We start from the raw sequence: 16416 nt of genomic DNA, 5'->3' as shown, positions 1-16416 counted from the left end.
TTAATAGCGCGGTTTATTTAATCTGCCGAATCAGGTGTCAATAATGTGCCCGTATAACCGTATTTCCCATCATTTTGGTTAAAATAAAATGCTGGATGGTGGTGCTTATAATTTGACGGACTACATAATACTGTCATCAATAATCTCTATGGAATTGAGCTTGAAAAAGATGTATACAATGCTTCGTTTAAGAACATGACTATTTCAAAGAATAAATCCCGCGGCATTTCGCTGGTAACTTCTGGTCAAGCCCAGGGTGTTGAAAAAATTGTCTTTGAAAATTCATTGATCGCAAACAACAGCCAAGGTCAGCCAGGCGCAGCCGATGGTGTCAGAATTGATACCTGGGATTCGACCGGTTTTATTAGAGATGTTAAATTCTTGAATTGTCGATTCATTGATGATCAAGCCCAAAAAACCCAGGGATATGGTTTGACAATCGCGACTAACAGTAGAATCAGCGGCGTTGCCTATAATTCAGGTTGCAGTTTTACCGGAAATATATATGGAAATATGGTTGCAGACAGCTTAACCTTACAACGTATTTAGTTGGTAGGGGGATTAAATTAGCAAAAGCTAGAGCCTATTTTATTAAAGATAAATGCAGGTAATCGGAATAGTTTATAAACTATTCCGATTACCTGCATTTTTGTTATTTAATCCAATTTAAGTGACTTTTGCTTTATTATTAGATAAGATGTGTTATAATCTAAATACTAATTTTTTGTCTGAAGATTATCGCACGTGTTAAATCAATTGCGTTGTGAGTTTTATTATAACGAAAACAATTGGTTTTTTTAAGATGAATGGGGTAAAAATAGAGAGAACAGAAAAAAAGATTAAGAATTTTATTTTAGAATAATATTAAGTTTGTAATACGCGAAACCTGAATTCAAATTGATGCGTTCCGAAAGGAGACCGTGATACTATGATTGACACACATATTCATATGATACCTGGTGTGGATGATGGGGCAAAAGACCTGAACATCTCCGGACAAATGATGCAAATGGCCATAAATGAGGGCGTAAATGGGATGATATTGACACCTCATTTTAATATCCCGCGTTATGACAACAAAAATGTCAAGGAACAGTATGGTTTGTTAGGTGACTATATTAAAGAAAATAAGGTCGAGTTTGAATTGCATTTGGGCAATGAGATTCATTTAAGTGAAGAAAATGTTGAAGCAATCAAATCCGGCAAAGTCAATACCTTGGCTGAAAGTCAGTATTTATTACTGGAATTACCGCATTATCATTTTTATCCATTCCATGAAGATGCCATTTATGATCTTTATCACAACGATGATTATAAGATCATCTTGGCACATGTGGAGCGCTACCAGGTTTTCACCAAAAAACCTGCGATGATCAGGGAATTCATACAAGATGGTATTTACGCTCAAATGACTTCAGAATATATTGTCAACAAAAAAACGCGGAAAAGTGCTTTAAAATGGATCGAAGATGGTTTAATCCAACTTGTCGCATCGGATGGACATGATATAACCAGGCGACCGCCGGCCATGAAGCAGGCCTATGAAATTGTCAAGAAATCGTTTGGTGAGTCTTGTGCCCAGACATTGTTTGAGAATAACCCACGCTTAATTATCAACAACGATGCGCTGCTGATGCCGAAAATTGAAAAAGTTAAGCGTTTTTCTTTCCGAAACAATTAGATAATTGTCCATTAGAAGCGGCGAAGCACGCGCAATATTTAAAATAAGTTAAACAACGACAAAAAAAGTGAGGTTCACAATGGATACAAAAATCAGTCGGCAAATATTTCTGCTGTTGGCAGATGCGGTCGCCGTAAATATGGCTTTTCTGCTAACCCTGTTTTTGCATTTTGAAGCAAATATTCCTGCAGAAGTTATCAGCATTTATTTAAATAGCATCTTTATTTTAACACTGGGCAAGATTTTAATTTTCAAATATTTTGATTTATATAATAGTTTATGGTCCTATGCCTCAGTTGAGGAATTTCTAAAAATCATTCTAGCGGTAGTAGTGGGGAATATTTTCGGTGTTATTTATCTCATCTACATGGGCGAGCGACTTTTCTTTGGTGTCTATATCACCAGTATGCTTTTCGAGTTCATCATTGTGGCAAGCATTCGTTTTAGTCACCGATTAATTAGAAGTTTAAAAAACCGGAAAATATTTAACAATAAGAAAGATGACAAGAAGATTCTCATTATCGGCAGTGGTTCAACCGCGACTTTGATCGCAACTGAAATTAAAAATCACTCAGATAATTATGGTCAGGTGATCGGTTTTATTGATGATGATGAAAAAAAATTAAACAAAACTATCGCTGGGGTAAAGGTTTTGGGTAATAATTACGACATTGGCAGTGTTGTCCATAAATACTCAATTGATGAAATAGTCGTTGCCACACCTACTGCCGATCCAATCACCTTACGAATGATTTTAGGTGAAAGCAAGCGAACTTCCGCGAAGGTGCGAATCATCCCAGGCATCCGTGAAATGATTGATGGTCAGGTGTCTCTTAATAAGATCAGAGATGTTGAAATTGATGACCTTCTGGGCAGAGACACAGTTAACCTCAATGTCAGAGAAGTAATTGGTTATATTGAAGGAAAAATAATCATGGTAACCGGTGGTGGTGGCTCAATCGGATCAGAGTTATGCAGACAGATCGCCAGATTTAATCCCGGTAAACTGATTATTCTTGACAACTATGAAAATTCCGCTTATGAAATTCAAAATGAGTTGATAAATGATTACGAAAACAAGCTAAATCTCGATGTGATCATCGCATCCGTACGAGATCGTGATGATATTTTTGCAATTGTCGAAACATTTCATCCCGACGTCATTTTTCATGCAGCGGCTCATAAACATGTGCCGCTAATGGAGCGATCACCGAATGAAGCGATTAAAAATAACGTCTTTGGAACGCGAAACGTTGCCGAAGCGGCTCACGAATATGGAGTCGATCGCTTTGTCATGGTTTCAACCGACAAAGCGGTAAATCCGACCAATATTATGGGTGCCAGCAAGCGGATTTGTGAAATGATCGTGCAGGGACTAGCCCAGCAAAGCAAAACAAAATTTACCGCAGTGCGATTTGGCAATGTCTTAGGAAGCAATGGTTCGGTAGTACCCTTGTTTAAAAAGCAGATTCGCGAAGGTGGACCGGTAACCGTTACCCATAAAGAGATTATTCGTTATTTTATGACCATCCCTGAAGCCGCACAATTGGTTATTCAATCGGGCGCAATTGCCCGAGGCGGTGAAATATTTGTTCTGGATATGGGACAGCCGGTTAGAATTTATGATTTAGCTGTCGATTTGATTAAGCTTTCAGGACTTAAGCTAAATGAGGATATCGAGATCGAAATTATTGGCCTTAGACCAGGAGAAAAACTCTATGAAGAACTGCTGATGGATGAAGAAGGGCTTAGTGAAACCCGTTATGAAAAGATACGCGTTGGTCGCCCCGGTGAAATAGATTATCTGAAGCTTAAAAAAACACTGGATGAATTGATTCCGATTTTAAAATTCTCAGATAAAAACAACATTGTTGATCGCGTTAAAGACATCGTACCGACTTATAAGGATAGCTGTGAAGTGAATAATCAAGTCACCCATTCCTGATAAAGACTGCTGCAGTAACCACGCTCAAGACAGATTTCCTGGTAAGAATCACCGATTGGTAAGACAAAGGAAGGAGCTGAGTCTGATGAAAAATAAGAAAAGACTGATTATTGTTATAGCAAGTATAATTCTGATCGCTGCGGTATTAATCACCATAGAGCTTGTTAGCGGAAGCACAAATTTAGCATCCTTGTTTACAAAAACAAACAATTTTGTTAACACCGATGGCGATGCACCTCAGGATCAAGCAGACTTGTCACTACAGGATGTCCTTAACAAAAACAATGAAGACCTCTTAAAATTAGTTGATACCAGAAAACAGGTGGTCTTTGCCCTGTATGGAACAGATGAAAAAACCGAAGAAACCGGTAGAAGTGATATCATTATGGTGATCAAGTATGATCCAACTGAAAAAAAGTTGATTATGGTTTCGCTTCCTCGAGATACACGGGTAAATGTACCCGGTTATGGGATGGATAAAATTAATCATGCTTACGCCTACGGGGGAAGAATCCTTAGTGATCAGACTATTGAAGCGTTATTGGGAATAAAGCTGGATTTTTCAGTCAATCTTGATTTTGAGACCTTTTCAAAGATAATTGATAAGGTCGGTGGTGTCAGTGTTGTTGCTAAAAAGGACTTTTATTACAACGAAGACAACAGCCTTGCCATCAAGCAAGGCAAGCAGATCTTAAATGGAAGAGATGCATTATTCTATGTTCGTTTTCGTAAAGATGAAGATGGCGACTTCGGTCGTATCGAGCGGCAACAGGAAGTGATCAAGTCGCTGATGGAGGCTCTCTCATCGACTAGTTTAAAGCAAAGAATAAATCTGATTGAAAGTTTTTATAACAATGGATTAGAGACAGATGCTAATGTTTCAAAAATAAAAGAATATGTCAGCATGAGCAGTGGCGATGCCAATATAAGCTATGAAAGCTACCGCTTGAACACCTACTCTGAAATTATCGGTGGATTATGGTATGAAATTTATAATCAGGGTGATCTCGATACAATAAAGAACCTATTCAGTAATCAAGAAGCGGTAGATCCAGAGAATTGGAAGTAAAAAGGAATAATACACTGAATTGAAGGGAGATAAGCATGGAATCAGCAAAAGAGATTGACTTAAAAGAATTACTGAAGATTTTCGCAAGAAAATGGTGGCTTATATTGATTCTTACTGGCTCAGGATTAGTGAGCGCATATTTGTTAACGACATTCCTGGTGACACCAACCTATGAAGCGAAAACAGTTTTGTACATTGGTCAGGAAGACACTGGGTTGGGCACAATCGGAATTTCACTTGGTCAGTTACAGGCTGATAGCCAGTTGATCATTGACTATAAACAGCTGGCATTGACCCGCCTGGTAATTAATGAGGTAGCAAAGAATACCGGCTTAAAAATAACAGAAGATGATTCGGGCAGCCGAAGCTGGGTGATCGGTAAAGGCTTTCAGGAAGATCCAATGACCATGACCTACAAAGATTTTCAAAAAAATACAGTGATCCAAACCGTTGAGAATTCCCGTCTCTTTACGGTTGGATTCATCCACTCCGATCCGCAAATGGCACAAATCGTGGCGGATGAATTGGCAAAACAACTGACCCTGGCAGTGCTGGAAGTTGTCGGCGTTCAAAATATTCGTATTTTAGATCAGGCGGTTGTTCCGCAAAAACCGGTTGCGCCCAACAAGCTCCAAAATGGACTTGTCGGAGGAATACTGGGTTTTATGCTGGCAATGATCATTATAACAATGCGGTTCTTATTAAACGATACGATTAATGACGAAGCGGATATTGAAAGCTTGATTGGCGTATCAGTGTTAGGCGATATTCCGGAGTTTAAAGGGGAGGCGAGGTAAGATGGATTCAGTAAGTTTGATAACATTAAACGATGCAACATCATTTGTGACAGAAAGTTATAAATTGTTAAGAACGAACCTAAATTTCAAGAATATAAACAATCGTTATCAGGTGATGCTGGTGACGAGTGCCGGCAAAGAAGAAGGAAAAACTACTACGATTTCAAATCTAGCGATCACATTTGCGCAGTCGGGAAAGCGCGTATTACTAATCGATGCGGATTTAAGACTGCCACGGGTTGGCGGGTATTTTGACATCAACAAGCGAAAAAAAGGATTATCAAACATGCTTGTCGACTCGCTGCCATTAGATTCGCTCATCAATAAAGTTGAAAAATTAGAGCTGCTTGAAGTTCTTACTGCCGGAAATAAACAGGTTTCACCAACTGAACTATTGAACTCGGAAGCTTTCAAAGAAATTATTAGTGCGGCTCGAGAAGCGTATGATCTTATTTTAATTGATACGCCACCGGTTCTGAGTTTTGCCGATGCCAGCATTGTTTCACAGGTCGTTGACGGTGTGCTACTGGTAGTGGCAGCTCAGGAAACAAAGAAAGCGATGGTAATTGAGGCAAAGAAAAACCTCGATAAGGTCGGTGCCAATCTGATTGGCGTTATTCTGACTAAGGTAAAGTTTAAACGTGATGACAATTATTATCGCTACGCCAAGGACAAATCGCAATCATCATAAGTACAGTCCAGGAACAGCATGATTGTAGGAAGATCAAATCTTCAAAACGACTAAAATGACTAGTGTTGACAGTTTTATTTACTAAACAAAATTACAAGAGCATCTGCAGTAATAAAAACTGTAAATATTTCTTAAAAAGACTGGCAAAAAAAGTAAAAAAAGGATATAATAAAACGGCTTATCGTAGAGGCTCTTTATCAGAAATCTGATAAAGGCCTCTTCTTTACGGAACGGCGGCAAAATTATTAAAATCAGGTTCGTGATGAGATGACGATAACGCACTGCTAGGCTAGTTAATGGGCAGTGCCAAAATAAATAAGAGAACAGACAGTTTATAAAACTGTCAGCGCTTGCACAGCTGCATTGCGAATAAATAAATCAGTGGAGGATTATCGATTAATGATAACTGTATCAGAACTAAGTTTGAATTTTAGCGGAACAAATCTTTTTACCAACGTCAATATAAAATTTTCCCCGGGGAATTGCTATGGGGTCATCGGCGCCAACGGCGCCGGAAAGACCACCTTTTTAAAAATTTTATCAGGAGAGCTCGAACCATCATCCGGTAATGTTTTTATTCCCGAAAACATGCGAATGTCGGTCTTAAAGCAGGATCATTATGCTTTCGATGCGTTTTCGGTGCTTGACACCATCATCATGGGAAATCATCATCTTTATACTGTGATGAAAGAAAAAGATAGCTTGTATATGAAGGAAGATTTCTCGGATGAGGATGGTATCCGAGCAGGTGAACTTGAAGGCGAATTTGCTGAAATGGGCGGTTGGGAAGCTGAGTCCGATGCCTCGCGAATCATCCAGGGTCTGGGTCTCGGGGTTGATATTCTGGATGCCAATATGGATAGTCTTAGTGGCAATCAAAAGGTCAAGGTCTTATTGGCTCAGGCATTATTTGGCAAACCGGAGATCATCTTACTGGATGAGCCAACCAACCATTTAGATATTCAGGCGGTCGAATGGCTGGAAGAATTTTTAATGGACTATGAGGGAACTGTTATTGTGGTCTCCCATGATCGCTATTTCCTGAATAACGTCTGTACCCATATCGTTGATATAGACTTTGCCAAGATCAAGGTTTATGTCGGGAACTATGATTTCTGGTATGAGTCCAGCCAATTGATTCAGCGCTTATTAAAAGATCAAAATAAGAAAAATGAAGATAAGGCCAAGGAACTGCAGAACTTTATTGCCCGGTTTTCGGCCAATAAATCCAAATCCAAACAGGCGACCTCCCGTAAGAAAATGCTGGATAAGTTAAACATTGAAGATATGCCATCGTCCTCACGGAAATATCCCTGGGTTGGTTTCCAAATCGACCGGGAGCCTGGCAAAGAGATTTTAACCGTTGAACATTTATCAAAAACAGTTGATGGGGTCAAGGTATTGAACGATGTCAGTTTTAGAGTCAACAAGGATGATAAGATTGCCTTTGTTGCTGATAATGAAATTGCTATGACGACCTTGTTTAAAATCCTGATGGAAGAAATTGAGCCAGATGAAGGCAGTTTCAAATGGGGCGTCAGCACTACCCAGTCCTATTTCCCCAAAGATAACAGCGACTATTTTAACGGCTGTACGTTAAATATCTGCCAATGGTTGCAGCAATACACCGAAGAAATCACTGAAACCTATATCCGTGGATTTCTGGGGCGGATGCTTTTTTCCGGCGACGATATTTATAAAGAGGTTCAGGTTCTTTCAGGCGGCGAAAAGGTTCGTTGTATGCTTTCAAAAATCATGATGTTTGGCTCAAACGTCTTAGTACTCGACCAACCAACCAATCACCTGGATCTGGAATCGATCACTGCCGTTAATAATGGCCTGATTGATTTTAAGGGCATCTTACTCTTTGCCAGTCATGACCACCAGTTTATGCAAACGGTAGCTAACCGAATTATTGAAATCAAGGCTGAAGGTATCATCGATCGTTTATCAACTTATGATGAATTCATCGAGTATAAAAAGAAACAGGCATAATATTATCATTGAGCGCACCACAAAGATCAGAAGAAAAATCTGGTCTTTGACGGTGTGCTTTTTTGCTTGGACGATAGCCCTTGTTCTTTTTTCTGACAATTTAGTAATTAAATGGTATAATTCAAATAGTATAATGCGAATAGTATAATTCAATAAAAGCAGCAGAAAATTTAGAATAGCTCAGAAGAGGTGGTTCATGGAAAATATGGCGTTTATATTATCAGTCGTCTTTTTTGTGTTTTTTATCTTTTATATGGCAGCAGGACTTTACATTTTTTTCAGATCTCCTAAGGAATCGATTAGCTGGGTTTTATTAGCAGCTCTGGTGGCGCTGAGCTTATGGACTTTTGGCTTTAGTATTGCAATCTCAGCCGCTGATTACGAGACCTGTTTATTCTGGCGGCGTTTTGCGGCGCTGGGATGGGGATCTTTTTTCGCTTTGCTATTACACTTTTCCTTACTGCTAACAGATAGGCAAGCGTTACTGAAGCACTGGTGGGTTTATCTGCTGATCTACCTACCGGCAGGAATAATTATTTATGGCTTTGCTTTTGCGAATCACCTGGCTCTGCATAACCTGCTTGCAAGCGATTGGGGTTGGGTTAACCTGCCTCAGAATACCGCCTGGGATTTGTTTTATAACTTTTATTATATGGGTTACTCACTTGCTAGTATGGTGATGATTTGGCGATGGGGTCGTCGGCATCACGAAGCAAAAATAAAGAAACAAGCGCATCTGATTTTGGGTTGCTTTTTTCTGGCGTTTTTATTTGGAACGCTGACTGATACCATTAGCAATGCCTATCTGGATATGGCGGTTCCTCAAATTGGACCGATTTTCTTTCTCTTGCCGGTTTTAAGTATGTTTTATGCAAAAAACTATTTCGGTTTAATCAGTGCTGAGCCGGATCAACAAGAAAGCTGGATCAGCAATATTATATCAACAAGAAAAGTATATCGTTATCTTTCGATCACGCTGATTCTTGGTGGTGGCCTTAATTTTGTGACCCGCTATTTAATCAGTCAGGAATCAAACCTGGGTGAGGTTCTAATATTAAGTGGTATCCTGATTGCCTGTGGCTTGACGATTCAAATTTTGCAACGGCTGAAAGTATCGGACAACCGCAAGGATTTTCTGAGTGTCTTATTGCTGGCTTTACTGATTCCTGTCGTAACCCTACAGTTTGCTGAATCAGGGGCGATTACGGTCTGGGCTTTTCCCTTTATCCTGCTCATTGCTTTTCTAGTTTTCAAAACACAATTACTGCTGGTAATTATGACAATCTCGATCATCTTAACACAAATTATTGTCTGGATGTTGGTGCCGTTAACCTATGTAGAAGTCAACGGGGTTGACTACTTGGTAAGAATTGGGATGTTTGGTATAGCGATCTGGTTATGCTATGGTATCAACAAATTATTTTTGCTAAGGCTCGATGAAACAGCAGAAAAAATGGCGCTACAGGAGCTGATTACCCAAATTTCATCAGATTGCGTGGGTATCAATCAGCAGAATTTCACAGAGAGTATTGATTCATTATTAAGAACAAGCTGCGAATTCTTTGGGATCGACCGAGCCTATATCTGTTTGTTTGACCGCGAACAGGAAACTTTTTCCTGCATCCAGGATTATTGTCGTCCCGGGATTTACTCTGCTAAAGATCGGCTCCAAAATCTGCCGATTGATGCTAACCATTGGCGGATGGAGAAAATTCTGGGAAATGAATTGTTTGTCGCATCGGATTTCAGCATGCTTCCGGAATTTGTCAATGTCGAGCTGATCGATGCCGAAATTAGGCTGCCAAAATCCCAGCTTATCGCCCCGATTGCCAGTAAAGAGAAAATTATTGGATTTTGGGGACTCGATACAGAGACAAGACTGCTGGACTGGCAGGATGACCACCTCAATTTTGCTAAAATCATCGCCAATATTTTAGGCGATACACTTTCCCGGATTGATTCTGAAAAAGAACTGAGTTACCTGGCTCACTACGATGAGATCACCAAGTTGGCCAATCGCAATCTGTTTACCAATTACCTGTATTTCAGCATGGTCAAACAAGAGTTTACCGACACCTATTTAGGGATTATTTTTCTGGATCTGGATTCCTTTAAAACAGTAAACAACACCGTTGGCCACGAAATGGGTGATGAGCTGCTCTTTCTGGTGGGCGAAAAAATCAAGAGTGTGGTTGATAAAACCGATCTGGTATCGCGTTTTAGCGGTGATGAATTTTTAATTATGATCAGTCATATCAAAAACAAAGACGAAATGGCTGAGATTGCCCAAAAACTGATGAATCTCTTTAATGAACCCTTTATTTTAAAGGGTCAGGAGTTTTTTATGACGGCCAGTGCTGGAATTGCCCTTTATCCGATGGATGGAAAAGATCCCGAAGCATTGATTATGAATGCTGATATTGCCAAATTTAAAGCCAAAGAAAAAGGCCGAAATCAATATCTGCTTTGCTCAGCTGATATGAAAGAAGCGGTCAATACTCAGAATCAGTTGACCAATTTCCTCTACCGTGCCTTGGAAAAAGGCGAATTGAAGATTAATTATCAACCACAGGTTTGTCTAAGAACCGGCAGGGTGACCGGTGTAGAGTCGCTTTTGCGTTGGCAGCATCCGGAGTTGGGGTTAATTTCACCGGGGGTTGTGATTCCTCTAGCTGAAAAGACCAGTTTAATTAATCCCATTGGAGAATGGGTGCTTGAGACCGCTTGCCGTCAAAATATGGCCTGGCAGGATATGGGTATGAAGCCAATCATGATGGCGGTTAATATTTCAGCCAGTCAGTTTAGAAATCCCAACCTGGTCAGTCAGATTGAGGGGATTCTTGAAAAAACCGGTCTTAAACCCGAGTATCTTGAAATCGAGATTACCGAAAGCACGGCGATTTTAGAGCTGTCTGATATTATCAGCAAGCTAAATGGTCTTAAAGAAATAGGCGTCTCCATTGCCATCGATGATTTTGGGACCGAATATTCTTCGCTGGGTCGTTTAAAAATGCTGCCGCTGGATCGACTAAAAATGGATAAGCAGTTTGTTGATGGGATCGGTTCTAACCATAAGGACCAAGCCATCGCGATGGCGATTATTCAGCTCGGTAAAAGTCTCGGTCTGTCGGTAGTTGCTGAAGGGGTTGAGGACGAAAGTCAGATTTCCTTTTTAAAAACATCGCAGTGTGATTTAATTCAGGGCTATTACTACTACAAGCCACTTGAAGCAACGGCGATTGAAGAAATTCTGAAGCTTCAGGGTTAAAAACTAAAATTTACAAAGTCAGGCGATTAGTCTATAATTAAATGAATGAGTTGAATCGGATTGAGAGGCTGAAAATGGATAAATTAGAATTAATACAATCGGCTGAAGCATTTATTGCAAATTCTTCAGATAACCGCATAAAAAAAGAAAGCAACACCCCTCGGGAATTAGTTGGCGAAAGAATATATGATCCGCCAATTTTTGGCTTTTGCCAAGCAAGTGATGCGGTGTTTAAGGTGCTTAAAGAACCAGAGGTGATCGGCTGCCATTTTCGATATCCGCGCGAATGGTTGCCCACCGCAAAAACCGTGATCTCTTTTTTTCTGCCATATAGCGAGGCCGTGAAAGCCAGCAATCGGCAAGATAAAATTTGGCCTTCCTGGGGCTGGCTGGTGGGTCGGGTTGAAGGACATCGGTTATTGCGATCGCTGTTATTGCAATTGGAAATAAATTTAAAAAAAGCTGGTTATGCGACAATTGTACCAACCATGGATAAAAAGTTTTTTAGTATTACTGAACCGATCGTAGAGCTTTGCGGGGAGCCGCTGGCCTTTTCCAGTAACTGGTCAGAACGCCATATTGCTTACCTCTGTGGACTGGGAACCTTTGGCCTGTCAAAGGGGCTGATCACTGAAAAGGGGGTTGCCGGACGATTTGGCAGTTTGGTAACAGAATTGAAACTTGATCCGAATCAACGTCCTTATGAAATATACAATGCCTATTGCACCCAGTGCGGTGCCTGCGTCAAACAATGCCCGGTGAAAGCCATTTCGCTTGAAAAGGGAAAGGATCATCGCTTGTGCAGCATTTTTCTTGATAAAACAGCAGAAAAATTCAAACCCCGCTACGGCTGTGGCAAATGTCAGGTTAAGGTACCCTGTGAAAGCAATATTCCAGGTCGAAATCGATAAGGCATGTCTTTCGTATTTACACGGAGCTAGCTATTCTGTTAAGCAATCGTGAGAGTTCATCAGTATGGTGACTACTCGCGATTTTTCTTGCGAATTATTTATTGTCTAAAAAATCACAGTCTTGATTGGCAGATCGTCTTTGGGGTAGATAGAGAGTATCAATGAGTAAGAGACGACTATTCGTTTAACGCAATTAGCATGGTTTGGAATTTAACGTGAATCTAAGTAAAGGTGGATGGGTGGAAATATGAATGGTCAAAAATCAGAAGACAAGAAAAATACAGAATCATTTTATGAGGCCTTGTTTCGAAATAATCAGGAAATCATGCTTCTGATTGATTCTGACACGCTTGAAATTAAAGATTGTAATCATTCAGCCTGTTTATTTTATGGCAAAGCTCATGATGAGATGATCACATATAAAGTCACCCATTTCAATTGTCTCAGTGAAGACCAACTCAGAAAAGAAGCGGAACAGGCTAAAAAAAAGGAGCGTAAGCAGTTTTATTTTAAGCACCGTTGCCGTAATGACGAGATCAGAGAGGTCGAGGTGAGATCAAGCCCGGTCTCTGTCAATGGTCAGGATTATTTGCTCTCGATTGTGACGGATATTACCGGCTTGCAGCTTGACAGTGATGCCCTAAGAAAAGAAAACACGATCTTAGAGAAGCGGGTTGCTGAGCGTACCTATGCATTGAAGGCGCTCAATGATCAGCTGAGCAGTGCTAAAGCGGAGTTAGAACGCGAGATGCTCTTTATTGAGGCTTTGTTTGAAAGTATCCCCGGTTATCTTTATGTTTATGACGAGGCAGGAAGACTGATTAAATGGAACAAAAAACATGAAACAATGACCGGCTACTCGGCTGAAGAACTGGCACATATGCGTCTTGATCAGTGGTTTGAGGGGGATGACCTGGTCAATGTCATGTCGGCAGTGGCTGAAGTCTTTGAAAAAGGCTATGCCGAGGTGGAGGCTAACCTGATTACGAAAAGCGGCGAGAAAATCCTGATTCGTTCCAACGGGGTGGTCATGAACCTCGATGGAAAGGCATATTTTACTGGAGTGGGTATCGATATTACCGCCCGCAAACGTCTGGAAGCAGAATTAGCAAAGGAAAGCAAGCTGCTTGAGACAACTCTGATTTCAGTCGGGGATGGGGTCATCTCTTGCAGTGAGAAGGGACAGGTTTTATTTATTAATCGGGTCGCCGAAGATTTAACCGGCTGGACGAGAGAAGAGGCAATTGGTAAACCGATCGAACGGGTATTTAACATTATTAATGACAAAAATCGCGAAAAGGCAGGAAATATAATCGCCGAGGTGATCAAAACCAAAGAAATCCGGGAGATTGACAATCATACCCTGTTAATTAGGAGAGATGGCCGTGAGCTTCACATTGAAGACAGCGCCGCCCCAATCATTGATGAAAATGGTGATGTACTGGGAGCCGTTCTGGTATTTCGGGATCATACTGAGAAAAAACAGAAACTCGATCAGATTGCTTATTTAAGTTATCACGATCAACTCACCGGCCTCTACAATCGACGTTTTTATGAAGAAGAGCTACAACGGATGGACACGCCCAGGAACTTACCCTTATCATTGATTATGGGGGATGTCAATGGACTAAAACTGGTAAATGACAGTTTTGGACATGTCATGGGTGATGAATTATTAAAGAGAGCCGCTGACACGATTAGCAAAGCTTGCCGTGAAGATGATATCGTGGCAAGATTGGGTGGCGATGAATTTGTAGTCTTGTTACCAAAAACAGATTCAATCCAAGCTGAAGCCGTGATCGCTCGGATTGAACAGCTGGCCAGTAAGGAAAAAGTTGGAACGGTGGAGCTTTCCATTTCATTTGGATTCGAAACAAAAAAAGATCCAGATGAGGATATTCAGCTGGTCTTTAAAAAAGCCGAAGACTATATGTACCGCCGTAAACTGACCGAAAGCCTGGGAATGCGAAACAAGACCGTTGGGATGGTGATTGAAACCCTATTTGACAAATATCAAAAGGAAATGTTTCATTCCGAGCGGGTCAGTAAGCTGTCAGCCGATGTCGCAAGTAAGATTGGACTGGACACTAAAAATTCCCATGACCTGCAAACTGCTGGTTTGATGCATGACATTGGCAAGATTGGGATTGCCGAGGGACTGCTCGAAAAGTTGGATAAATTGAGTGATCAAGATTGGGTTGAAATACGGCGTCACCCTGAAATTGGCTATCGGATTTTGAGTTCCGCCAATGAATTTGCCGAAATAGCGGAACATATTTTAGAACACCATGAGCGCTGGGATGGCAGCGGCTATCCCAAAGGACTAAAAGGCGAGGAAATTTCTTTGGAAGCCCGGATTATTGCCATTGCTGATGCCTATGATGCGATGACCAGGATGCGGATGCATGCGGATGATCTGACCGTTGAAGAAGCGATAAATGAAATCAGTCGCTGTTCCGGGACCCAGTTTGATCCGGAAATTGCTAGAGTATTTATTGATATGATTGAAGAAAAAAACTGAGCTAAGCCAGCCCCAAGCAACCCGGCCAGATCGCTAACGGGGTCTAGGCCGGGTTAATTGTCTTTTTTTAAATTACGAAGGTTCTCAAACATCACGCCAAAGGTCTCATGTTTTACCTGGGTGGGGTCAAATTTCAGAAGCTTAAAGGTGATTTGGACACATACACCGATTGATAAGGCCGAAATAACCGTGCCTAAACCAACCAGTCCCCCCAGCAGCCAGCCAATCAGGACAACACTGAATTCGACAATACCGCGGCATAAGCCAACTGGCAAACCCGTTTTTCGGGTTACTGCAACCATCAGGCTGTCTCGTGGCCCGGCACCAAAGGCCGAATAAATGTAAAAATAAGTGCCCAGCGAAATGATAAAAAGACCCAAAATGTGCACCAGGGTTCCAATAAAGAAATTATTAAAAAGTGGGATAAAGTCTAAGAATAAGATCAGATCTAAAAACAGCCCAATCATAAACATGTTAAAGATCGTACCGAGACCAATTTTTTCACCTAATAAAAAAACGATCACAACAATGATGGCACCGACCGCTGTGTTTACCAGCCCAATACTGACGCCGAGGGTTTGGCTGACGCCACTGTGCAGTACCTCCCAGGGAGCATAACCGATATTTGCCCGCATCGTTACAATGATTCCCAATCCATAAAGAAAGAGCCCAAAATTGAGCTTTAAAAACCTTAAAATGTATCCAGTCACAATGCCCTCCTTAAAGGATAATATTTTAATTATATCATATAATTATTAAGGGTTAAAGGTCAAAACAGGCAAATTATTTGAAACCTGAATTTTGCTAAATCAAGTGAATATCGGTTTTACTTTTTTAAAAATGTGGTATACTAAAGGCAATAAAATAGAACAGATGGCGCATCGCGCTTCGGGAGGTTAGAAATGAAAGTATTAGGCATTAACGGTAGTCCTCATGGTGAAGGCAATACATTTACGGCGCTGAGTATTGCTGGAGATATTTTTGCTCAGGAGAGTATCGAATTCGAAATTTTCAATGTAGGGATGAAAGCAGTACAGGGCTGTACTGGTTGTAATGCCTGTGGCAAAAATAAAAATGAACAGTGTATCTTTACCAAAGACGTTGTCAATGAAGGGATTCAAAAAATTAAAGAAGCCGATGGCGTTATTTTTGCTAGTCCCGTTCATTTTTCCGGGATCAGCGGAAACATGAAGTCATTTCTGGATCGGGCCTTCTATGTCGCCGGAGCCAATGGCGGATTATTTCGCCATAAGGTGGCGGCGGCTTTGGTTGCGGTCAGACGTTCTGGTGGGGTGACAAGTATTGATCAATTGAATCACTATATTACTTATTCAGAAATGGTGATGGCAACAGGAAACTACTGGAATGTTATTCACGGCCGCACTGCTGGGGAAGCCTCCCAGGATACCGAAGGAGCTCAGACGATTGAAGTTACAGCTGCCAATATGATTTGGTTGATGCGTCTGATTGAAAACGGTAAGGGTGTGGTTGCGGAACCAAATCCCTATAAAAAAGTATATATGCATTTTGTCAGATAA

Annotated in this window: 12 protein-coding genes; 11 read left to right on the top strand and 1 reads right to left on the bottom strand. The window is 40.9% G+C overall.

All coding sequences use genetic code 11. The features are described from left to right. Positions 1-195: 195 nt before the first annotated feature. The 10 genes from QZ998_RS08270 to QZ998_RS08225 all read left to right on the top strand — a co-directional run bounded on the left by QZ998_RS08270 (position 196) and on the right by QZ998_RS08225 (position 14878). The gene (locus QZ998_RS08270; protein WP_296559615.1) at positions 196-549 is read left to right on the top strand and encodes a hypothetical protein; all 354 of its coding nucleotides are present in this window, start codon (positions 196-198) and stop codon (positions 547-549) included. Between the two features lie 379 nt (positions 550-928). Then, entirely contained in the window at positions 929-1681 is a 753-nt protein-coding gene (locus QZ998_RS08265; protein ID WP_296559613.1) for a CpsB/CapC family capsule biosynthesis tyrosine phosphatase, read from the top strand. Between the two features lie 79 nt (positions 1682-1760). After that, a complete protein-coding gene (locus QZ998_RS08260) occupies positions 1761-3626 on the top strand; it encodes a nucleoside-diphosphate sugar epimerase/dehydratase (RefSeq protein ID WP_296559611.1) in 1866 nt (621 codons plus the stop codon). 85 nt (positions 3627-3711) lie between these two features. After that, positions 3712-4695 carry an LCP family protein gene (locus QZ998_RS08255; protein ID WP_296559609.1) on the top strand — a complete coding sequence of 328 codons (984 nt, stop codon included), beginning with the start codon at positions 3712-3714 and terminating at the stop codon, positions 4693-4695. A 35-nt stretch (positions 4696-4730) separates the two neighbouring features. Further along, on the top strand, positions 4731-5492 hold the full coding sequence (locus QZ998_RS08250) for a Wzz/FepE/Etk N-terminal domain-containing protein (RefSeq protein WP_296559607.1): 762 nt from the start codon (positions 4731-4733) through the stop codon (positions 5490-5492). Position 5493: 1 nt separating this feature from the next. Next, positions 5494-6183 (top strand): CpsD/CapB family tyrosine-protein kinase, encoded by a 690-nt coding sequence (locus QZ998_RS08245; RefSeq protein ID WP_296559606.1) that lies wholly within the window; start codon positions 5494-5496, stop codon positions 6181-6183. A gap of 399 nt (positions 6184-6582) precedes the next feature. Further along, positions 6583-8178 carry an ABC-F family ATP-binding cassette domain-containing protein gene (locus QZ998_RS08240; protein WP_296559605.1) on the top strand — a complete coding sequence of 532 codons (1596 nt, stop codon included), beginning with the start codon at positions 6583-6585 and terminating at the stop codon, positions 8176-8178. Between the two features lie 196 nt (positions 8179-8374). Beyond that, positions 8375-11446 (top strand): EAL domain-containing protein, encoded by a 3072-nt coding sequence (locus QZ998_RS08235; protein ID WP_296559603.1) that lies wholly within the window; start codon positions 8375-8377, stop codon positions 11444-11446. A 74-nt stretch (positions 11447-11520) separates the two neighbouring features. Next, positions 11521-12357, top strand: a complete 837-nt coding sequence (locus QZ998_RS08230) for a 4Fe-4S binding protein (protein ID WP_296559601.1) — start codon at positions 11521-11523, stop codon at positions 12355-12357. A gap of 247 nt (positions 12358-12604) precedes the next feature. Further along, positions 12605-14878, top strand: coding sequence for a PAS domain S-box protein (locus tag QZ998_RS08225; RefSeq protein ID WP_296559600.1), 2274 nt, complete (start codon positions 12605-12607; stop codon positions 14876-14878). A 53-nt stretch (positions 14879-14931) separates the two neighbouring features. On the opposite strand, the gene QZ998_RS08220 is transcribed toward QZ998_RS08225, so the two are convergent. Next, positions 14932-15588, bottom strand: coding sequence for a hypothetical protein (locus tag QZ998_RS08220; protein WP_296559598.1), 657 nt, complete (start codon positions 15586-15588; stop codon positions 14932-14934). Between the two features lie 192 nt (positions 15589-15780). Between QZ998_RS08220 and QZ998_RS08215 the strand changes: the two genes are divergently transcribed. Continuing rightward, a complete protein-coding gene (locus QZ998_RS08215; protein WP_296559596.1) occupies positions 15781-16416 on the top strand; it encodes a flavodoxin family protein in 636 nt (211 codons plus the stop codon).

Source organism: uncultured Acetobacterium sp., assembly GCF_927416815.1.
GTDB lineage: Bacteria > Bacillota > Clostridia > Eubacteriales > Eubacteriaceae > Acetobacterium.
The sequence above is the reverse complement of the archived record's forward strand: the minus strand, read 5'-3'. Positions and strand labels throughout refer to the sequence as shown.

Excerpts from the sequence above, each read along its gene's own strand:
- QZ998_RS08225 (WP_296559600.1), top strand. The coding sequence starts at position 12,605 with ATGAATGGTCAAAAATCAGAAGACAAGAAAAATACAGAATCATTTTAT.
- QZ998_RS08250 (WP_296559607.1), top strand. The coding sequence starts at position 4,731 with ATGGAATCAGCAAAAGAGATTGACTTAAAAGAATTACTGAAGATTTTC.
- QZ998_RS08240 (WP_296559605.1), top strand. The coding sequence starts at position 6,583 with ATGATAACTGTATCAGAACTAAGTTTGAATTTTAGCGGAACAAATCTT.
- QZ998_RS08215 (WP_296559596.1), top strand. The coding sequence starts at position 15,781 with ATGAAAGTATTAGGCATTAACGGTAGTCCTCATGGTGAAGGCAATACA.
- QZ998_RS08245 (WP_296559606.1), top strand. The coding sequence starts at position 5,494 with ATGGATTCAGTAAGTTTGATAACATTAAACGATGCAACATCATTTGTG.
- QZ998_RS08235 (WP_296559603.1), top strand. The coding sequence starts at position 8,375 with ATGGAAAATATGGCGTTTATATTATCAGTCGTCTTTTTTGTGTTTTTT.
- QZ998_RS08230 (WP_296559601.1), top strand. The coding sequence starts at position 11,521 with ATGGATAAATTAGAATTAATACAATCGGCTGAAGCATTTATTGCAAAT.
- QZ998_RS08265 (WP_296559613.1), top strand. The coding sequence starts at position 929 with ATGATTGACACACATATTCATATGATACCTGGTGTGGATGATGGGGCA.
- QZ998_RS08260 (WP_296559611.1), top strand. The coding sequence starts at position 1,761 with ATGGATACAAAAATCAGTCGGCAAATATTTCTGCTGTTGGCAGATGCG.
- QZ998_RS08270 (WP_296559615.1), top strand. The coding sequence starts at position 196 with ATGACTATTTCAAAGAATAAATCCCGCGGCATTTCGCTGGTAACTTCT.
- QZ998_RS08255 (WP_296559609.1), top strand. The coding sequence starts at position 3,712 with ATGAAAAATAAGAAAAGACTGATTATTGTTATAGCAAGTATAATTCTG.